The sequence below is a fragment of the Streptomyces sp. NPDC007929 genome, from assembly GCF_042959065.1.
Taxonomy (GTDB): Bacteria; Actinomycetota; Actinomycetes; order Streptomycetales; family Streptomycetaceae; genus Streptomyces.
Map to the genome: position 1 here is coordinate 649534 of NZ_JBIBKD010000001.1, position 21368 is coordinate 670901.

11 protein-coding genes are annotated in these 21368 nt (G+C 72.4%); 8 read left to right on the top strand and 3 right to left on the bottom strand.

All coding sequences use genetic code 11. From position 1 onward, the window contains the following. Positions 1-44: 44 nt before the first annotated feature. The 3 genes from ACFZDE_RS02970 to ACFZDE_RS02980 all read left to right on the top strand — a co-directional run bounded on the left by ACFZDE_RS02970 (position 45) and on the right by ACFZDE_RS02980 (position 4828). Complete coding sequence (locus ACFZDE_RS02970) at positions 45-974, top strand: oxygenase MpaB family protein (RefSeq protein ID WP_391196835.1); 930 nt, start codon at positions 45-47, stop codon at positions 972-974. Further along, complete coding sequence (locus tag ACFZDE_RS02975) at positions 956-3187, top strand: tetratricopeptide repeat protein (RefSeq protein ID WP_390990700.1); 2232 nt, start codon at positions 956-958, stop codon at positions 3185-3187. The genes ACFZDE_RS02970 and ACFZDE_RS02975 overlap by 19 nt, the downstream gene beginning before the upstream one ends. Before the next feature lie 63 nt (positions 3188-3250). Then, a complete protein-coding gene (locus tag ACFZDE_RS02980) occupies positions 3251-4828 on the top strand; it encodes an FAD-dependent oxidoreductase (RefSeq protein ID WP_391196839.1) in 1578 nt (525 codons plus the stop codon). Positions 4829-4871: 43 nt separating this feature from the next. Here ACFZDE_RS02980 and ACFZDE_RS02985 read toward each other — a convergent pair whose 3' ends face one another. Next, entirely contained in the window at positions 4872-6653 is a 1782-nt protein-coding gene (locus ACFZDE_RS02985) for a serine hydrolase (protein ID WP_391196841.1), read from the bottom strand. A gap of 158 nt (positions 6654-6811) precedes the next feature. Here ACFZDE_RS02985 and ACFZDE_RS02990 point away from each other — a divergent pair, with 158 nt between their 5' ends. After that, positions 6812-7921, top strand: a complete 1110-nt coding sequence (locus ACFZDE_RS02990; RefSeq protein WP_390990692.1) for a nitronate monooxygenase — start codon at positions 6812-6814, stop codon at positions 7919-7921. Continuing rightward, positions 7918-9471 carry an AMP-binding protein gene (locus ACFZDE_RS02995; protein ID WP_391196844.1) on the top strand — a complete coding sequence of 518 codons (1554 nt, stop codon included), beginning with the start codon at positions 7918-7920 and terminating at the stop codon, positions 9469-9471. Before ACFZDE_RS02990 ends, ACFZDE_RS02995 begins: the two co-directional genes overlap by 4 nt. A 101-nt stretch (positions 9472-9572) precedes the next feature. Here ACFZDE_RS02995 and ACFZDE_RS03000 read toward each other — a convergent pair whose 3' ends face one another. Then, positions 9573-11999 carry a penicillin acylase family protein gene (locus tag ACFZDE_RS03000; protein WP_391196846.1) on the bottom strand — a complete coding sequence of 809 codons (2427 nt, stop codon included), beginning with the start codon at positions 11997-11999 and terminating at the stop codon, positions 9573-9575. 188 nt (positions 12000-12187) lie between these two features. Between ACFZDE_RS03000 and ACFZDE_RS03005 the strand changes: the two genes are divergently transcribed. The 3 genes from ACFZDE_RS03005 to ACFZDE_RS03015 all read left to right on the top strand — a co-directional run bounded on the left by ACFZDE_RS03005 (position 12188) and on the right by ACFZDE_RS03015 (position 19210). Further along, positions 12188-13711 carry a fatty acyl-CoA synthetase gene (locus ACFZDE_RS03005; RefSeq protein WP_391196849.1) on the top strand — a complete coding sequence of 508 codons (1524 nt, stop codon included), beginning with the start codon at positions 12188-12190 and terminating at the stop codon, positions 13709-13711. A gap of 116 nt (positions 13712-13827) precedes the next feature. Further along, positions 13828-13953, top strand: a complete 126-nt coding sequence (locus ACFZDE_RS03010; RefSeq protein WP_391196850.1) for a hypothetical protein — start codon at positions 13828-13830, stop codon at positions 13951-13953. 10 nt (positions 13954-13963) lie between these two features. Beyond that, a complete protein-coding gene (locus ACFZDE_RS03015) occupies positions 13964-19210 on the top strand; it encodes an aKG-HExxH-type peptide beta-hydroxylase (RefSeq protein WP_391196853.1) in 5247 nt (1748 codons plus the stop codon). A gap of 231 nt (positions 19211-19441) precedes the next feature. Here ACFZDE_RS03015 and ACFZDE_RS03020 read toward each other — a convergent pair whose 3' ends face one another. Then, on the bottom strand, positions 19442-21301 hold the full coding sequence (locus ACFZDE_RS03020) for a sulfatase (protein ID WP_391196855.1): 1860 nt from the start codon (positions 21299-21301) through the stop codon (positions 19442-19444). Positions 21302-21368 lie beyond the last annotated feature (67 nt).

The following is a 21368-nucleotide window of genomic DNA, read 5'->3' on the forward strand; positions in this document are numbered from 1 at the left end:
TGTTCGAGCTGTGTCATCGTGTGGGCCGGGCGGAGGTGAGGCGCGTGAGCGACGCGGATCCCGGACTGTTCGGACCGGAATCGGTGACCTGGCAGCTGCACAGCGACCCCGTGATTTGGATAGCGGGCGTCCGGGCGCTCTACCTCCAGGCCCTGCATCCCCGTGCGGTGCGCGGGGTGACGCAGAACTCCGACTTCCGGCGCGACGCCTGGGGCCGGCTGCTGCGCACCGCGAGCTTCGTCGGGACGACCACGTACGGCACCACCGAGGCAGCCGAGCGCGCAGGGGCCCGGGTCCGGAAGATCCACCGCATGCTGACCGCGACCGACCCCGACACCGGCGAGCGCTACGGCCTCGACGAACCCGCCCTGCTGATGTGGGTGCACTGCGCCGAGATCGACTCCTACCTGCACGTCGCCCGCAGGTCGGGCCTCCGCCTCACCGACGCCGAGGCCGACCGCTACATCGCCGAACACCGGCACAGCGCCCGGCTCGTGGGCCTCGACCCCGACGCCGTACCGGCCGACCGGGCCCGGATGGCCGAGTACTTCGAGAAGGTGCGCCCGGACCTCGCCGCCGGACGCGAGGCACGCGAGGTGGACGACTTCCTGCTCCGTCCGCCGACGCACCCGCTCCTCGTACCCGCGCGCGAGGTGCTGTGGCGGCGCGTGGCACATCTGGCGTACGCCTCTCTGCCGCCGTACGCCCACGAGTTGTACGGCAGAGCGGCCCCCGCCCCCGCCACCGTCACCCGCCAACTGCGCCTCGCGGGCCTCCTGCTGCGCCGCATCCCCGCACGTGTGCGCTGGCAACTCCCGCCCAAACACATTCTGCGCGCCATGGCGAGGCTCGGCCCCGGTGCGCGCCCGGCACCGTACAAACTCGGACGACAGGCCGCCATACTGGGTGCGCCAGGGGGGCGGGCGGACAGCTACCGGGGGGAGCGTCGCGCGACATGGGGGACAGCAGGCTGATCCAGGGCCGGTACCGGCTGCTCGATCTGATCGGGCGCGGCGGCATGGGCGAGGTGTGGCGGGCCCGGGACGAGTCCCTGGGCCGGCACGTCGCCGTCAAGTGCCTCAAACCGCTCGGCCCGAACCACGACCACGCCTTCACCCGGGTGCTGCGCGAGCGGTTCCGCCGCGAGGCCCGGGTGGCCGCCGCGCTGCAACACCGGGGCATCACCGTCGTGCACGACTTCGGCGAGTCCGACGGCGTGCTCTACCTCGTCATGGAGCTGCTGGACGGCCGCAACCTCAGCCAGCTCCTGGAGGACAACAAACAGCACCCGCTGCCGGTCGCGGACGTCGTGGAGGTCGCCGAGCAGGTCGCCGCCGCCCTCGCCTACTGCCACGAACAGGGCATCGTGCACCGGGACCTCAAGCCCGCGAACATCATGCGGCTCGGCGACGGCACCGTGAAGATCTGTGACTTCGGCATAGCGCGACTCGGGCACGACATCGGTTTCACCTCCCGGCTGACCGGCACCGGCATCGCCATGGGCACCCCGCACTACATGTCCCCGGAGCAGATCAGCGGCACCGAGGTCGACCAGCGCAGCGACCTCTACTCGTTCGGGTGCGTGCTGTACGAGATCGCCACCGGTGTACCGCCGTTCGACCTCGACGACGCCTGGGCGATCCTCGTCGGCCACCGCGACACCCCGCCCCGCCCGCCGCGCGAGCACCGCGCCGAACTGCCCGAGTACCTGGAGCGCGTGGTCCTCGACCTGCTCGCCAAGGAACCCGGGCAACGCCCCGGTGACGCCCGCGAGCTGGCCCGCCGGATCAGCGCCCACCGAGGCGCCCCGGCGTACGTGACCGCCGTCGCGGCATCCCGCCCGGTACCCGACGGGCCGGCCGGCGCCGCCCGGCTGCCGTCCTGGACCCGCGGCATGACCACCGGCCACAAGGCGACCGGCACCGCACTGCGCACCACACCCCCGGACCCGGCGGCCGGACTGTCCGGCGAGTGGATCGCACGGCCCGCCACCGGCCCGGTCGTCGCGGAACCCGCCCCCGCGCGGCGGCCCGCCCCGCCCACCGAGGTGCTGACCGCCCTGGCCGGCCGGCACAACGCGGGCCTGAGCCTCGGCCGGCTCGGCCGCTGGACGGAGGCGGGCGAAGTGCACCGCGGGGTCGCCGCCGAACGCGAGCACCTCCTCGGCCCCGACCACCCCGACACCCTCGCCAGCCGCTACGAGGTCGCCTTCACCCTCAGCCGCACCGGCCGCGCCGCGGACGCGCTGCGGGAGTACAAGCACGTCACCGAGGCCAGGATCCGCACCCTCGGCGCCGAGCACCCCGACACCCTGGCCGCCCGCCAGGAGATGGCCTACGTGCTCGGCCAGCTGGGCCGCGCCTTCGACGCCCACCGCGTCTACACGGCGGTGCTCACCGCCCGCGAGCACCTCATGGGCCCCGACCATCCCGACACCCTGCGCTGCCGCCACAACCTCGCCTTCAACCTCAGCCGCCTCGGCCGTCTGGAGGACTCGTACCGCATGGCCCGCGAGGTGGCCCGCGCCCGGGCCCGGGTGCTCGGCCCTGACCACCCCGACACCCTCGTCACCCGCTACGAAGTCGCCTACGCCCTTGGTCAGTTGGGCCGGTGGGCGGAAGCCCTGGAGACCTACCGCGAGGTCGCCGAGGCCCGCGGCCGTGCCCTCGGCCCCGACCACCCCGACACCCTCGCCGCCCGGCACGAGATCGGTATCAGCCTGGGCCGTCTCGGCCGCAGCGCGCAGGCTCTGGACCTCTACGGCGCCCTCGCCGCCGACCGCGCCCGCAGCCAGGGCCCCACCCACCCCGAGACCCTGCGCGCCCGCCACGGCCGCTGCGTCAACCTCGGGCGGCTCGGCCGCTGGGAGGAGGCCCTCGCGGAATCCCGTGAGGTGGCGGTCCTGCGCGAGCAGGTCCTCGGCCCCGAGCACCCGGACACCCTCGTCAGCCGCCGCGAGGTCGCCGTAGGCCTGGGCTGGCTCGGCCGCTGGGCCGACGCGCTCACCGAGTACCGGCGGGTCGCCGCCGCCCGCGAACGCGTCCTCGGCGCCGACCACCCCGACACCCTCGCCAGCCGCAACGACGAGGCCCACTGCCTGGAACAGCTCGGCCGCGGCGCCGAGGCCGTGGCCCTGTACCGAAGAGTCGCGGCCCTGCGGGAGCAGCGGGCCGCCGCGGGGCGCTGACCCTCCGGGCGGGAGGGAAGGCGCCGTCTGGCCGACCCGGATCACCCCGTGTTACGAAGAATCATGACCGCACCCGAGGGACCCCGCGCACACCGGACCTACGACGCCGTCATCGTCGGCGGCGGCCACAACGGCCTGGTCGCGGCCGCCTATCTGGCCCGGGCCGGCCGCTCCGTGCTCGTCCTGGAGCGACTGGACCACACGGGCGGCGCGGCGGTCTCCACCCGGCCCTTCACCGGCGTCGACGCCCGGTTGTCCCGCTACTCGTACCTGGTCAGCCTGCTGCCGAAGAAGATCGTCCGGGACCTCGACCTGGACTTCCGGGTGCGCACCCGCACCGTCTCCTCCTACACACCCGCCGAGCGCGACGGCAGGCCCACCGGGCTCCTCGTCGGCGGTGGCGAACGGCGCACCCGGGAGGCGTTCGCCCGGCTCACCGGCTCCGACCGCGAGTTCCGGGCCTGGCAGGAGTTCTACGGCATGACCGGGCGCGCCGCCGAGCGGATCTTCCCGACCCTCACCGAACCGCTGCCCACCCGCGACGGGCTGCGCCGCCGCCTCGACGACGAGGAAGCCTGGCGGATGCTCTTCGAGGAGCCGATCGGCGTGGCCGTGGAGGAGCACTTCCAGGACGACCTGGTGCGCGGCGTCGTCCTCACCGACGCCCTCATCGGCACCTTCGCCGACGCGCACGACCCCGCCCTGAGTCAGAACCGCTGCTTCCTCTACCACGTGATCGGCGGCGGCACCGGCGACTGGGACGTGCCCGTCGGCGGTATGGGTGCCCTCACCGACGCCCTCGCCGACACGGCCCGCGCGGCGGGCGCCGTCCTCGCCACCGGCCACGAGGCGCTGCGCATCGCCACGGACGGCCGAACCGCCGAGGTCACCTTCGCCACGGCCGACGGCGAGGGCACCGTCGCCGCCCGCCACGTCCTGGTGAACGCCTCACCCCAGGTCCTCGCGGACCTGACCGGCGACCCGGCTCCGCCCCCCGCCGAGGGCGCCCAGCTCAAGGTCAACATGCTGCTGAAGCGGTTGCCGAGGCTGCGCGACACCTCCGTCGACCCGCGTGAGGCCTTCGCCGGCACCTTCCACATCGCCGAGGGCTACGAGCAACTGGCTACCGCCCACGCCCAGGCCGCCGCCGGTCACCTGCCGGCCGCGCCGCCCTCCGAGATCTACTGCCACTCGCTCACCGACCCGACCATCCTCGGCCCCGACCTGGCAGAGCAGGGCTACCAGACGCTCACCCTGTTCGGCCTGCACACCCCGGCCCGCCTGTTCGAGAGGGACAACGACGCCGTGCGCGAGGACCTGCTGAAGGCGACCCTCGCCCAGCTCGACACCCACCTGGCCGAACCGCTCGCCGACTGCCTGGCCACCGACGCCGACGGACGCCCCTGCATCGAGGCCAGAACGCCGCTCGACCTGGAGCGGGACCTCGGCCTGCCCGGCGGCAACATCTTCCACCGCGAGCTGAGCTGGCCCCACGCGCAGGACGGCACCGGACGCTGGGGCGTGGAGACCGGGCACGCCAATGTGCTGCTGTGCGGGGCGGGCGCGGTGCGCGGCGGCGGGGTCAGCGGGGTGCCGGGACACAACGCGGCCATGGCGGTGCTGGAGAACACCCCCGAGTGACCCCGTCCCCGACCGGCCACCTCGACACGCGGCACGGTCTCCCTCAGTCGGCCTCTCGCGTCCACCCCACTGCCTTCAGCCGCGCCGCGTCCGCCGGGCGCGTCTCGTCGAACAGCGCACCTCCGGCCGCCTCCACACGCAGCCCGTCCACGTAGCAGCCGCGTCCGACGTACCGCGGGTCCGTCGCGCAGCGCCAGCGCAGGGCGAGTTCCCGGGCGGCCGGGAGGTCCGCGGTGAGCCGGTGCCAGACGCGGCCGGACCAGCCGGTGACCGAGCCCGAGGGGTGCCGCTCGGGCTCCTCGCCGCGCCGGGAGGTCGTGAAGGGCACCGGCTGCCAGGTCGTGCTGCCGTCGGTCGTGGCCTCCAGGACCAGGGCGTCGGCCGTGGGCTCGGTGTCCCACCATAGGGCGCAGCGCAGCCGGGCCCGGCCGACGGACGTGTCGAGCGCGGGGAGCGTGAGGGTCGCCGCGGTGGAGACCGCCATCCCGGAGAACCAGGATGTGCGCCCCCGCGCGGGCCGGACCGGAACGGCCCGCGCCATGTTGTTCGCCGCGGCCACGCGGGGAGCCGACCCGGACCGCCAGCTACGCACCGGATGCACCGAGTTGCCGAGGACGACCAGGAACGAGTCGGTCGTCGGGTCGAGCACCAGCGAGGTGCCCGTGAAGCCGGTGTGCCCGGCGGTGCGGGGGGTGGCCATCGCGCCCATGTACCAGTGCTGGTAGAGCTCGAAACCGAGGCCGTGCTCGTCCCCCGGGAAGGCGGTGTTGAAGTCGGTGAACATCAGCTCCACCGACTCCGGCTCCAGGATCCGCTCCCGCCCGTAGACACCGCCGTTGAGCAGCGTCCGGCCGAGGACCGCCAGGTCCCACGCGTCGGAGAAGACGCCCGCGTGGCCCGCGACGCCGCCCAGGCTGAAGGCGTTCTCGTCGTGCACCTCGCCCCACACCAGGCCCCGCTCCAACCCGGACCAGGGGGCCCGCGCGTCCTCCGTGGCCGCGATCCTCGGCCGCCAGGACGCGGGCGGGTTGTAGCGGGTGCGGCGCAGGCCGAGCGGCGCGGTGATCTCGTCCCGCAGCAGGACGTCCAGGGCCCGGCCCGTGACCCGTTCCAGCACGAGCTGGAGCGAGATGAGGTTCAGGTCCGAGTACAGATACGCCGTGCCGGGCGCGCTGACGGGCTTCTCGTCCCAGATGAGCTGGAGCTTCTCCTCGTACGTCGGCGCGCTGTACAGCGGGATCCAGGCGCGGAAACCCGACGTATGGGTGAGGAGCTGGCGGATCGTGACGTCCTGCTTGCCCGAGCGGGCGAAGTCCGGCAGGTACGAGGCGACCTTGCCCTCCAGCCGCAGCGTGCCCCGCTCGATCTGCTGCACGGCGAGGATCGAGGTGAACAGCTTCGACACCGACGCGAGGTCGAACACGGTGTCCTCGGCCATCGGGATCTGCTCACCGGGCGGGAACTCGACGCCGGTGTCGGTCTCCTCGTCGTAGGCCCGGTAGCGCACGGCCATGCCGATGGGCCGGTGCAGGGCGACCGTGCCGCCGCGTCCGGCGAGCAGGACGGCGCCCGCGTACCAGGGGTGCTCGGGGGAGGGGGCGAGGAACGCCTCCGCGTCGGTGACGAGCCGGCGCAGGTGGGAGGAGAGCAGTCCGGCACGTGCGGCGGAACCGTGCCGCAGGGTGGGGCGGTGGCCGGTCGTCGCCGGGGCCGCTCCGGCCGGCCCGGCGGGCAACGGGGCGAGGGCGAGCGCACCGCCCAGGGCCAGTCCCGCTCTGCCCAGTTGACGCCGGGTCAGTTCACCGCTTGCCGCTTCGTCGGTCACCGCGTTCCCCTTCGCCTCTGCCGACTCGCTCGTCCCGTGCAGTATGTCCGCCGCCGGCCTCCGCCCATAGACCGCGCGCGGGAACCCATCGGTCCTGAATCTGACGGGGCATCAGAAAAGCCCTTCCGTCCTCCGCCGGACTCCGGCATCCTGCGCCCATGCAGACGGAGCTGAGCCAGACACTGGGAATCGAGCACGCCGTCTTCGGCTTCACGCCGTTCCCGGCCGTCGCCGCGGCCATCAGCCGGGCCGGCGGCTTCGGCGTGCTCGGCGCGGTCCGCTACACCGACCCCGGCGAGCTCACCCGTGACCTGGACTGGATCGAGGCACACGTGCAGGGCCGGCCGTACGGCCTGGACGTCGTGATGCCGGCCAAGAAGGTCGAGGGCGTGACGGAGGCCGACGTCGAGGCGATGATCCCCGAGGGGCACCGGCAGTTCGTCCGGGACACCCTCGCCAAGCACGGCGTGCCCGAACTCGCCGAGGGCGAGGAAGCCGGCTGGCGCATCACCGGCTGGATGGAGCAGGTCGCCCGCAGCCAGCTCGACGTCGCCTTCGACTACCCCATCCGGCTCCTCGCCAACGCCCTCGGCTCCCCGCCCGCCGACGTCATCGCCCGCGCCCACGACCACGGCGTCCTCGTCGCCGCCCTGGCCGGCAGTGCCCGGCACGCCCGCAAGCACCGGGACGCCGGGATCGACATCGTCGTGGCGCAGGGCTACGAGGCGGGCGGCCACACCGGCGAGATCGCCTCCATGGTGCTCACCCCCGAGGTCGTCGACGCCGTCGCCCCGATGCCCGTCCTGGCCGCGGGTGGCATCGGCAGCGGCCGGCAGGTGGCCGCCGCACTCGCCCTCGGCGCCCAAGGGGTGTGGCTCGGCTCCCTATGGCTGACCACCACCGAAGCGGACCTCCACTCGCCCGCCCTGACCCGCAAACTCCTCGCGGCCGGCTCCGGCGACACCGTCCGCTCCCGCGCCCTGACCGGCAAACCGGCACGGCAGTTGCGCACCGAGTGGACCGACGCCTGGGACGACCCGGCCGGGCCCGGCACCCTGCCCATGCCCCTGCAGGGGCTGCTGGTCGCCGAGGCCGTCTCGCGCATCCAGAAGTACGAGGTCGACCCGCTGCTCGGCACCCCCGTCGGCCAGATCGTCGGCCGGATGAACAGCGAACGCAGCGTCCAGGCCGTCTTCGACGACCTCACCCGCGGCTTCGAGCAGGCCGTGGACCGCGTCAACCGCGTCGCCGGAAGGAGCGGACAGTGAACACCCGTGCCCCCGTGGGCTTCTGGGCCCAGGCCACCGCCGAACCCGACCGCGCCGTCCTGGTCGCGCCCGACGGCGCGGAGTGGACCGCCGGACGCCTGCACGCCGCCGCCAACCGGCTCGTCCACGGACTGCGCGCCGCCGGGCTGGAACGCGGCGACACCTTCGCCGTGGTCCTGCCCAACGGCGTCGAGTTCCTCACCGCGTACCTCGCGGCCAGCCAGGCCGGGTTCTACCTCGTGCCCGTCAACCACCACCTGGTCGGACCGGAGATCGCCTGGATCGTCTCCGACTCCGGCGCCAAGGTGCTCCTCGCCCACGAGCGCTTCGCCGACGCGGCCCGGGCCGCCGCCGACGAGGCCGGGCTGCCGGGCACCCACCGGTACGCCGTGGGCACGGTCGGCGGATTCCGCCCGTACGCCGAACTCCTCGACGGGCAACCGGAGTCGGCGCCCGCGGACCGCACCCTCGGCTGGGTCATGAACTACACCTCCGGCACCACCGGCCGCCCCCGCGGCATCCGCCGCCCGCTGCCCGGCAAACCGCCGGAGGAGGCGTACCTCGGCGGGTTCCTCGGCATCTTCGGCATCCGGCCGTTCGACGGCAACGTGCACCTGGTGTGCTCGCCGCTCTACCACACGGCCGTCCTGCAGTTCGCCGGCGCGTCCCTGCACATCGGCCACCGGCTGGTCCTGATGGACAAGTGGACGCCCGAGGAGATGCTCCGCGTCATCGACGCCCACCGCTGCACCCACACCCATATGGTGCCCACCCAGTTCCACCGTCTGCTGGCCCTGCCCGGCGAGGTGAGGGACCGCTACGACGTCTCCTCCATGCGGCACGCCATCCACGGCGCCGCGCCCTGCCCCGACCATGTGAAGCGGGCCATGCTCGACTGGTGGGGGCCCTGCGTCGAGGAGTACTACGCGGCCAGCGAGGGCGGCGGCGCCTTCGCCACCGCCGAGGACTGGCTGAAGAAGCCCGGCACCGTCGGCAAGGCCTGGCCCATCAGCGAACTCGCCATCTTCGACGACGACGGCAACCGGCTGCCGCCCGGTGAACTCGGCACCGTCTACATGAAGATGAACACCGGCGGGTTCTCGTACCACAAGGACGAGGCGAAGACCCGCACGAACCGCATCGGCGACTTCTTCACCGTCGGCGACCTCGGTCACCTCGACGAGGACGGCTACCTCTTCCTGCGCGACCGCAAGATCGACCTGATCATCTCCGGCGGGGTCAACATCTACCCGGCCGAGATCGAGTCGGCTCTGCTCGCCCACCCGGCCGTCGCCGACGCCGCCGTCTTCGGCATCCCGCACGACGACTGGGGCGAGGAGGTCAAGGCGGTCGTGGAACCGGCCCCCGGACACCGGCCCGGACCCGCCCTCGCGGCCGACCTCCTCGACCACTGCGCCCACCGGCTCGCCGGGTACAAGCGCCCCAGGTCCGTCGACTTCATCGCCGAGATGCCCCGCGACCCCAACGGCAAGCTGTACAAGCGGCGGCTGCGGGAGCCGTACTGGGAGGGTCGGACGCGACCGGTGTGAGACGGCACGAGCGCTTTGGCCGCACGCGCGTCATCCCCTCGCGCTCGCCGTCTGGCTGGTCGGGGGGTGCCGCCCCGCCGGGCGGCACCCCGCGAGGGGCGTCAGCGGCGCTCGTGCACCCGCACGACCTTCAGCTTCGGCGAGGACAGGATGTCCTTCTCGCAGAAGCGCGACGCCACCCACTTCTCACCGGAGAACAGCCGTGTCTGATCGGCGAAGTGCGGCGACTTCGGGTTCGACGACTGCGAGTACGTCAGCAGCGTGCGCGCCACCGGGCAGCGGCTGCCGTCCCACCCGACCGCCTGCAGATGGCTCGTTCCGAACGGCACCTGCGTGTAGCCGCCGCCGGCCGCGTCCCACGTCGGCTCGATCACGTTCCACACACCGAGCCGCCCCGCGCCACCGGGCACCGGCAGACGCTGTCCGTCGCGGACGACGAACTGGTGCGCGCCGAGCGGCGCGTCGAGCGCGATGCCCGCGCCCCGCAGCTCGGCGACCGTGTCGGCCAGAGCGGTGGGCAGGCCGGGAGCGTCCGTGTTCAGGGTGTTCGGGGTGCGGACCGGGTCCGCCGCCGAGAACGGCACCTTCCACAACCGATCAGCCGGCACGGCCTGTTCGAGCCTGCGCCAGAACCGGTCGAAGAGCAGCGCGCCCCGGCTGCCGGTGTCCATGGTGCGGTCCCACGCCTTCAGCACGCCGCAGGCGCCGGACACGTCGACGGCCTTGCCGTCGCTGCCCGTGGCCGTGCCGTCGGGCAGCGCGGCGCACGCCCGTGCCACGTCCGCGGCGGCGAGATCACCCGCGGGCACCCGGTTGGCGAACTGCTGCCGTTGCAGGTCCCGTACGGTCAGGTCGCCGCGGTCCGCCATCGCCGCCACGTCCTCGATCGCGCCCCGGGTCCGCAGACCGAGCTGCGTGCCCACCGTGCCGAAGATCCGCTCGTACCCGGTGAGCGGCCGGTCGGCGTTGGTCAGCCACGCGGTGCCGTTGGAGTTCTCCGCGTAGGGGGCGTCCTTCAGCGTCGGCATCCTCGCCGGGCCGAAGATCCCCGGCACGACGGCGTCGGGGTCGCTGCCGAGCGCGCAGTCGCCGCGCGAGCCGTCGAGGATCGCGATCCCGGACGCCGGGTACGTGGTCCTGCCCAGGTCCGTCGAGCAGCGCCCGGCCAACTCGTCCGTGACGCGGGGGAGTACCTGGGACTGGGTGTACAGGGAGTGCCCCGCGCGGTCGGCGGCGATCGTGTTCACCCAGGGGATGCCCTGGTGCCGGTCGAGGGAGGCGAGGACGTCGGCCGTGCCGCGTGCCTTGCTGAAGCCGAGCGAGGTGTCGGCGAAGCGCAGGTTCGCCGCGTTCGGGTCGTTCAGGGCGTACGCCGTCTTCTCCGTCCACGGCAGCGGGACCTGGGAGTTGAGGGACGTGACGACGGGACCGTAGCGGGTCCACCACTGGGTACGGGTGACCGGTGCGCCGTCCTTCACGGTGACCGTCACGGTCCGCTTCCTCATGCGTTCCGGCCTGCCGTCCACGAGGTACACCGTGGGATCGGTCGGGTCGAGCGTCAGCTGGTGGAAGTTGGCCGGGATGCCGGTGGAGACGGTGTGGCTCCAGGCCACATGTGCGTTGAACCCGATGGAGATCGCCGGAGTGCCGAGCAGCGACCCGCCGGAGACGTTCAGCTCGCCCGGGATGGTCTGCTGCGACTGCCAGAAGCGGCGCCCGCCGTCCCACGGGTAGTGCGGGTTGCCCAGCAGCAGGCCACGGCCGTTCGCCGTGGTGTCACCGCGGAAGGCGACCGCGTTGGACCCCATGCCGGGGTCGCCCCACAGCTCGTCCGCCGCCTTCGCCACCGCCTTCGCACCCGGCGTGCGGGCGGAACGAGCGCCCGAGGCGGCCGGGTCCCCGGCGGGCGGTCGCGCGGCCGTGATCGTGTCCACGAACCGCCCCTCACCGGATATCGAGGCGATGGCCAGACCGCGCGCCGCCACGTCCAGCTCGGTGACCGGCCGGACCCAGGCCGCGCCCGCACAGGCGGGATCCGTGACCTTCTTCTGCTTCAGCCACGCGTTGTACCCGGAGGCCCAGCCCCGCATCAGGTCGCGGACCTGACGGCTCGGGCCCGCCGGCGCCCGCTCGGTCAGCGCCTTCTCCACGGTGCGGCTCTCGCGGACCCCCCGGAAGTACAGGTCGCTGGCGAGGTTCGTGCGGGCCGCCGAGAGGTCGCCACCGGCGGGCGCGTCGGCGCCGAAGTACCGGGACCGCTCGCCCCGCAGGGTCACGAAGCCGTCGGCGAGTGTGCACACCTCGTCGGCGGCCTGCGCCCAGCCCGTACCGAAGCCCAGGTCCGCGTAGTTCTTCGCGAGGATGTGCGGAATGCCGTACTCGGTGTAGCGGATGACGGCGGACATGCCGTCGCGGGAAGGGTGCTGCTCCGCTCGCTGCTCGGTCGTGGCGGCCGCCGCGGGTAACGCGGACGCGGCGGTCAACAGGGCCGTGGCCCCGATAACAAGTCGTCTGAGACGACTGCGCATCGTGCCCTCCAACTTCGTCGAGGGAAAGAAGTGACGAACGTACGAACCTGGTTCGAACGTCCGTCGGTTCATGACAGCGGACGCCGTCGACGCCGGCAGGGTTGCCCGGACCCTCGGCCGCCCGGCCCGCCTTCCACCCTGCCCGGGGTCCTTGACCTCCTCGGGCGGGGAACCGAGGATCATGTGTCATGACGACGCCCGGACACGGCAGCACGGTCGACGGAGTCCTGCGGCGCAGCGCCCGGCGCACCCCGGCGCGCGTCGCGGTGCGGTACGCCGAACGGACCTGGACGTACGACGAACTCGACACCGCCGTCTCCCGCGCGGCGAGCGTCCTCCTCGACCAGGGACTGACCCGCGGGGACCGGGTCGGCGCCTACGGCCACAACTCCGACGCCTATCTGATCGCCTTCCTCGCCTGCGCCCGCGCGGGGCTGGTGCACGTACCGGTCAACCAGAACCTGACCGGCGACGACCTCGCGTACATCGTCGGCCAGTCCGGCAGTGCCCTGGTCCTCACCGACCCGGACCTCGCCCCCCGACTTCCCGGCGCCGTACGGACGTTGGCGCTGCGGGACGCGGACGACTCGCTGCTCGCCCGGCTGCCGCAGGCGCCCCTGTACGACGGGCCCGAGCCGCGCACCGAGGACCTGGTGCAACTGCTGTACACGTCCGGGACGACCGCCCTGCCCAAGGGCGCGATGATGACGCACCGGGCCCTGGTGCACGAGTACCTGAGCGCGATCACCGCCCTCGACCTCAGTGCGGGCGACCTCCCCGCGCACTCCCTGCCCCTGTACCACTCGGCGCAGATGCACGTCTTCCTGCTGCCCTACCTCGCCGTCGGCGCGACGAACATCATCCTCGACGCACCCGACGGTGAGGTGCTCTTCGACCTGATCGAGACGGGCCGCGCGGACAGCCTGTTCGCGCCGCCCACCGTCTGGATCGCCCTGGCCAACCGACCCGACTTCACCACCCGCGACCTGGGCGGCCTGCGCAAGGCGTACTACGGCGCGTCGATCATGCCGGTCCCGGTCCTCGAACGGCTGCGGGAGCGCCTGCCCGACCTGGCCTTCTACAACTGCTTCGGGCAGAGCGAGATCGGCCCGCTGGCCACGGTCCTCGCACCCGGCGAGCACAAGGGCCGCCTGGACTCCTGCGGCCGGCCCGTCCTGTTCGTCGACGCCCGGGTCGTCGACGAGGACGGCAAGGACGTCCCCGACGGCACCCCCGGCGAGATCGTCTACCGCTCCCCCCAACTGTGCGAGGGCTACTGGGACAAGCCCGAGGAGACCGCCGAGGCCTTCCGCGACGGCTGGTTCCGCTCCGGCGACCTCGCGGTACGCGACGCGCACGGCTACTTCACGATCGTCGACCGGGTCAAGGACGTCATCAACTCCGGCGGTGTCGTCATTGCCTCGCGCCAGGTCGAGGACGCCCTGTACACCCACCCCGCAGTCGCCGAGGCCGCGGTGGTGGGCCTGCCGGACGAACGCTGGATCGAGGCGGTGACAGCCGTGGTCGTGCCGCGCGGCGACGTCTCGGAGCCGGAACTGATCGACCACGTCCGCACACGACTCGCTCCCTTCAAGGCCCCCAAACGCGTGGTGTTCGTGAACGAACTCCCACGCAACGCCAGCGGGAAGATCCTGAAGCGGGAGCTGAGGAAAGACCTCGCAGACGGGGCCGGCTCGGTAACATCCGGGTAGCGGGCACCAGGGGGGCATCGTGATCGAACTGTCCGACATGATCCGTGAATCGAGACACCAGCTGACCACCGCTGGCGGACGGCTCCGGCGAGGCCAGCCGGTTCGAGGCGGGGCCTGTGGAGATCGAGGCCACCGTCGCCGTTCCCCGCGGGGCGGGCGCGGACGCCAAGGTCCGGATCTGGGTGGTCGACGCGAGTGCACCCGCCATGATCGCGGGTGACGAGGCCCCCGGCGAGCGCTGACCGAGGGCGCATGCGAATCGATCGCGGACTCGTGCCGGAGCGGGTCGCCAAGATCGTCGTCACGCCCGTGGACGGCGGGCCACGCCGTCGGGGGTCGGGCTATCTCGTGTCCACCGGCCGCGTGCTCACGGCCGCGCATGTCGTCGAGGACGCGGCGTCGATCGAGATCCGCTTCCAGGCCGACCGTCCGGACCAGCTGGCCGTGGCGGCGGCCGTGGAGTGGCGGAACACCGACGTCGACGTGGCTGTTCTGGTGGTGCCGGTGCGGCAGGGTGAGCCGGTGGCGGGCGTCGTGCCCACAGTGACGTACGGCCGCATCGGCGAGCGGGACATCGTCCTGCGTTGCACCGCGCTGGGTTTCCCGCGCTTCAAGCTCCGCAGGAGCGGTGACGGTTCGTCCTTCCGGGACGCCGAGCACGCCGATACCACCTGTGCGGCCCTGTCCAACCGGGGCGAGGGCACGCTCGACCTCAAGGTGACCTCGCCCCCGCCGGACGACCCGGACCCGGGCAAGGATGCCTGGGAAGGCATGTCCGGCGCGGCCGTCTTCTGCGAAGGACACCTCGTGGGAATCGTCTCCCGCCATCATCGCGGCGACGGGACGGGCCGGATCGCCGCGGGCCGGGCGGACCGCTGGGCCGAGATCCTGACCAGAACCGAACTCGCCGGCCTGGCGCACGTGCTGGGGCGCGGACTGACCGGCGGGGAACTGCCCGACGTCACCGAGACGGCCGTCGACGGTCCTGCGGACTGGATCGGCGGACCGCTCGGCCCGCCGGCCCTTCCCATGTCCGGCCCCGCCGCCGTTCCACTCGCCGTACCGCAGCGCAGGATCGCACCGGACCGGCTGCGCGGGCGTGACGAGACGGTGGCTCAGCTGACCGCGGCGATCACCCGGCGGGCCTGCGGCGACGCCTCCGAGCAGGGCGTGTGGCTGCTCTCCGGTATGGGCGGCTGCGGCAAGACCACCCTCGCCCTGGAGGCGGCACACCGGCTCGCCGCCACCATGACACGGGTGTGGTGGGTGTCGGCCGCGGACGCCGAGGTCCTCTCCCTGACGCTGCGTGCGGTCGCCTTCGACGTGGGCGCCCGGGTCGCAGACTTCGCCGGGCCGACCCATCCCGCCGACGTGCTGTGGCGTTTCCTCAACGACCTCACCACACCCTGGCTGCTCGTCCTGGACAACGTCGACGACCCCTCGGCTCTGGCAGCGGAGCGGGCCCGCCCCGCCGCAGGGCGCGGCTGGCTGCGACCGCCCGCGCATCCATGGGGGACGGTACTGCTCACCAGCCGCGAATCCCGACGTGAACGCTGGGGCGACTGGGTGCACATCGTCGCAGTGGACCTTCTCTCGGGTGCCGACGGAGCCAGAGTCCTCCACGATCTCGCCCCCGGGGCCGGAACCGTGAAGGAGGCCCTGGAACTCGCCGAACACCTCGGAGGCCTGCCCCTCGCCCTCAATCTCGCCGGCTCCTATCTGGCACGCGCACTGGACGACCCCTGGCCCCTGCCCTCGACACCCGAGACGTTCGAGGAGTACCGCGCCGGCTTCGACTCCCGTCCGGCTGTTGTGGCGTTCGACCCCGACGCGGATCTGGACCCCGACGAAAGAAACCGCCGCGCGATCGTCAGCACCTGGGAGCTCTCACTCGATCTGTTGCACCGGCAGGGTACCGACCTCGCCCGCCCGCTCCTGCGGCTGTTGTCGTCTCTCGGGCCGGCGCCGGTCCCGTATCGGGAACTCATCGCCCTGGAGCTCCTCGCCGAAAGCGAGCTGTTCACCGCACTCACAGAAGAGCGGTTCCAGGAGGCGGTGAAGGGCCTCGCCGGCCTTCAGCTGATCACCATTGAGCCCACCCGTGCGTCCGCCGGAGCGAAGGGCCGTCCCCAGCGCTGGATCACCATTCATCCCATGGTTCGGGCAGCCTGCCGCGCCCATGCCGACTTCGAGGCCCAGAAACCCTTGCTGCTGCGCCTCGTCACCGCGTTGCTGGAGAGACATACCGGTCCCCTCGACCCCTTCGACCCCAAGGACTGGCCTCGCTGGCAGACCGTCGCCCCGCACTGCGCCGCGATCCTGTCCCTGCTGCCCGAGGACGGCCGGGTCGACCCGGACCTGGCCGTGGCGGCCACGGAGCCCACCGTGAGGACCGCGCAGTACCGCACCGGGCTCGGCATGTACCACGAAGCCGGAGCCGAACTCGAGACGCTCCGCTCCGTCCGGGCCCGTCTGCTCGGCGAGGACCACCCGGCCACCATCGCCGCCGCCCTCCAACGCGCCTGGGCGGTACGCCATACCGGCGCCCTGGACGAGGCCGACGAGCTCTACCAGGACGTGACCCGTGCATGCGCCCGCTCGCTGCCTGACGGCCACGCCTACCTGCAGTCGGCGAAGACGGGCCGGGCCCGGGTCCTACGGGAGCTGGGACGGTACGAGGCCGCCGAGGAGGAACTGCGCGCGGCCCTTGCCATGCGCCTGCGCTCCCGGACCTACCCGCGCGGCGTCCTGCGCATCCGGCACGAGCTGGCGATCCTGGCCCACAAACGTGACCGCCACGAGGAGGCCGTCACCGAACTGCGAAGCCTTGCAGGGGAATTCGCTGAGCTGGTCGGTGACGACGACCTGGACACCCTGTCCACTCGCGTGACCCTCGCCCGCGTTTTGCGTGAGGCCGGTCACGCGAGTGAGGCAGAAGAAGCCATCGAGATCGCGCTCCGTGGATACGTGAGAATGCTGGGGCCTGAGCACCCCGACGTTCTGATGGCCCGCCACGAACGCGCGCGGCTGGTCCGCGACAACGTGTCGGACCCCGCGTGTGCGAAGCGGGCCCGGGACGAGTTCGCCGACATCTGGCAGTTCAACGAACATCACCTGGGGTCCGATCACCCCGACACCCTCGCCGCCCGGCACGAACTCGGCACGAGCTGGCACCTGCTCGGTCGTCCGGACCTGGCGGTAGAGCACTATGAGGCCGTCCTCGAAGCCGGCAGACGTCGGCTGGGGAACCACCATCCCGACGTCCTGCGCTGCGTTCACAATCTCGCCGGAGCGCGAGCAGAACTCTTGGAGCACAAGGCCCCACCCTGCGGGGACACAGACGGTGACGACGCGGCCCTTCAAGGAGGCCATCCGATGGACGACGACCCCCTGACCGAGCGGGACGCACGAGCGGCCGCCGTTCCCGACCTGGGGAACCTCTCTCTCGAACAGGCCCTGACCAGCCCGTCCCACAGTGCCGCCGCACGCCTGCTGGGGCGGTACACCCGACCGCAGGTGAACCGGAGCGGTGAGGGATGCGGAGGCGGTGGCTATTCGCAGAGCAGCTACTCAGGGTCCTCCCGACAGCCAGTGAGCTACCGGCCGGTCGTCCCGCAACAGGACGTCGCGAAGGATCTGCCCATCCCGCCGTTTCCCACATACGCCGATCTGCGGACGATGGGCGCGGGCGGCGAGGACGGCGCCCTGGCCCGACGGATGCGAGCCCAGCAGCGCGGCGCCCGAGCGGTGATCCTTGACGAACTTCTCGACCTGACAGACGCGATCACCCCGTCCGACAAGACCGGGCCGCTCCGGGCCCGGGACGTACGGGACCTGCTCGTGCGGGCAGAACGAGCAGACCCGAACGCGGTGACGGCCGTGTTGCTCCACCCGTCCGTGGGCCGTTGGCTGGGCCGGGCACTGAGGAGCCTGCACGCACCGCCGGGCGGCCCCCGGGCCTGGGCCGGCACTCCACCGGCCGACCTCCTGCGTCTCCACTCGGTCGCGGCGGCGGCCGGCGTCCGGGCCGGGCTGTCCTTCACCCTGCCCCTTCCCGTGGACGACGGTCACGTCCACCTGCCCGGTTTGGGGACCGCCGACCTGCGGGGGTCCGCGACTGCCGTGGCCCAGCTCGTCTCCCTGGCAGGCGAGGCCTTTGTCGGAGGCGAGGGCATGGAGGTGCGGCTGCCGAGCCGGAGCGATCCGAACCCGCAGGGCTGGCTCCCTGCCAACCGGGTGCGAACACCCGTCGGCGGGCGGCACTTCGAGCTCGTCGTGGAAGACACGGACCCCTACCGCGAGAGTGACGAGCCCGTGCCGCCCGACCCGTTGGGGCCGGTGGCGCTGACCAGTTGGCAACGGACGATCCGTGAGGCGGGAGAACTGCTCTCCGATCTCAGACCAGGACTGGCCGAAGCCCTCGCGGTGACCCTCACGGCCCTCACCCCCCGCATGGAGGCGGAGCCGAACGCCGACACGATGACGTCCGTGTCGTCGAGCGAAGCCTTCGGCGGTGTCGTGCTCAGCACGCCCCCGGACGCGGTGGAGCTCGCCGCCACCCTGGTCCACGAGTTCCGTCACATGGAACTGGACGCCGTTCTGGACTCCGTCGACCTCTACGAAACCAAGGGCGAGGAGCACGCTGGGGGGCTCTACTACGCGCCGTGGCGCGACACACCGCGGCCGTTACCGGGATTTCTGCATGGCGTCTTCGCCTTCTTCGCCGTGGTCGACTTCTGGCGGGAACTCGCTCACAGCGCCCGCGACCGGAGCCTGCGTCGGCGGGCCCAGTTCCAGTACCTGTATTGGAACACCCAGACGCGGCACGCCTACGAGGCTCTGTCCTCGACGGCTCATCTCACCGCCGCGGGCCGGGAGCTCGTTTCCTCGCTGGGCGACCGCATGGCCCGGTGGACCGATTCCCCGGCCGTGCCGGAGGAGGTGACCGAGCCGGCGACGGACGCAGTCGTCGCCCATCGCGTCCGTTGGCGGCTGCACCACCTGAGCCCCGATCCGCACGCCGTGTCGGACCTGGCCGAGGCATGGTGCTCCGACGCAGACGCACCTCGCGCGACTGTCACCGCGACGCTGCACCCCGACGATGCGGTGCCCTCCCTGAACCAGTACACGGCCCGCCTGCGCGGCTGGGCCATCCACCCCGGCGAAGACGCCGTCGACGATCTGGCCGACCTGGCCCGCCTCCTCGGCCGACACGACGAGGCCCGCCGTCTCGCCTCCGACCAGGTGACGCAGTGGCCCGAGCGGCCTGAAACCTGGGCCCGGCTCACTTGCACCCTGCGCAGAGCTGCGGCGGAGACCTCCCCGGACAGTGCCGCAGCACGGGCCCTGACCCACCGCCCGGAGGTCGTCCGCGCCACCTTCAGCCGCGTCGTGGCCACCGGTCGGCGGCCCGACCCGGTCGAACTCGCCGCATGGCTCGGCGCGCCCGCCTCCACCTCTGGTGGCGTGCCCGACCTGCCGCCCACGTACCCGCTCTGACTCGTTCCCGCAGGTGGTGCAGCGAACTCCGTTGCGTCTGGGCGGAGATCGCCCCCGCCCTGGCCACCGCCCAGTTGCTCGCCCAGCGCGGCCCGGGGCTCGTGCGGCGGCTCGTCCTCCATGGGGTGGGACCACATGGGCCGGATCCCCATGCCCACGTGCTGATCGGTGGCGGGCCGAGCAGCCCGATCCCGCCGTCCGGAGGAGTTCCTCGGGCCGTGGCGGAGTTTCTCAGCCCTGCGGCCCGTAGGCCGTCATGAAGCGGTCGCGGAACTTGTCCATGCCCCATCGGGGCGCGTTCGCGGCCGGCTTGAGGCCGTCCGTCCAGTTCCAGTCGGCTACCCGGTCCAGGACCTTCTTGTCTTTGGCGACGATGGTGATCGGCACGTCCTTGCCGGTGTCCCCTGCGGTGACGGTCGGCACCGGCTGGTGGTCGCCGAGGAAGACCAGCACCGTGTCGTCGTCGCCGTAGCGCTCGACCCACTCGGTGAGGCTGCGGATCGAGTACTCGATGGCCTTGCGGTACTCGGTGCGCACCTTCTCCGGGTCCTTCCAGACCTCCGTGGGGTCGGTGCCCTCCTTCTTGATCCGGTGGAACACCGAGCCGTCGCCGAGGTCGTCCCAGTCGATCATGTGGGCGATGGGGGACCAGGGGTTGTGGCTGGAGGCCAGGATGATCTCCGCCATGATCGGCTCGCGGTCCCTCTTGCCGTGCTCCAGCCGCTCGAAGGCCTCCATGCTGAACTGGTCGGGCACGGGCGTCCAGCTGAAGTACGGGCCGTGGTAGCCGAGGTGCTCGGAGTCGTAGATGTGGTCCAGGCCGAAGTACTTCCCCTCCGGCCAGGCCCGCCGCACCCCCGGCACGACACCGACCGTCCGCCAGGCGCCCGTCTTCCCGAAGTAGTTCGTCAGCGTCATGCGATCACTCGTGGTCAGACTGCGGTACCGCTGCTGGTTCTTGATCCACAGTCCGGACAGGAACGTCGAGTGGGCGAGCCAGCTGCCCGCGCCCGTCACCGGCGACTGCAACCAGCCGCTGCGCGACTCGAACCCGGCCGCCTTCAGCCTGCCGGTGCCCTCCTTGAGCACGGCGTCGGTCTGCCCCGCCATCGCGGGGTCGTCGATCGCGACCCTGCCGTAGCTCTCGATGAACGTGAACAGTACGTCCTTGCCCCGCAGCCCCGTCAGCAACTGGTCGGGCGGCGTCTTCGCGAAGGCGTCCACCGAGGCCTGCTTCTCGAAGACCCGGGCGTCCGCGAGCCCGGCACGCACCTGCTCCACCCGGTTGCCCAGGAACTCGGCGTTGCCCTTGGTGGCGACCGGCACGGTGCCGATCTCCACGCCCAGGGTCATGCAGGTGATCCAGGCCGTGCCGAGGATCAGGACCGTGCGGCCGGCGACGGGCCGGTGCCGGACCATCAGGTTCGTCAGCCGCACCACCGCGAGCGTTGTGAGGACGAGCAGCGCGACGAACAGGACGATCACGCCGGTCACGGCCAGGACCTGGCCGGTGCGGCCGAACGTCTCCCTCAGGAAGTCCGTGCCGTTCTCGATCAGGATCCAGTCCAGGACCAGGTCGAAGGGCCGGGCCAGGATCTGGTAGAAGCCCATGTCGACGAACTTCAGCACCGTGACCAGGCCCAGGAACAGGCCCGTCACGACCGCCGCGACGCGCCGGGGCTTCGCCGGCAGCGCGAGCAGCAGCCCGGCGAGCAGCACGCCCTCGGCGGGGATGCGCAGGAACGACGCGAACTCGACGCGCTCGATCCGGTTCGGCACGAGCAGCGCGAACAGCACCAGGGCGCCGGCCAGCACGGTCGTACCGACGGAGACGCCGCGTGCCGTACGGGGGTAGCGACGCCGCCAGCCGAACCAACCGGGCCTGGTCTGCGTCTGCGTCTGCGGTTGCTCGGCAGAGGTGACCTCCTGTGCGGAAGCGGTGCCGTGCTCCGGCTCTCCCGAACCGGCCCCGCCCTCCGGACCCGCGGTACCGGCCCCGCCCTCCGCACCCCTCGTACCGGTGTCGTCATCCGGTTCCGCCCCGCTCTCGGTCGTGTCCGGGAGCTGACGGGAGCGAGTGAAAGGCGACACCCGGTGGTCCTTCCGTGCGGTCTTGCTGGCATGGCTGACAGAGCCCGGAGACCGAGCCTGCCACCAC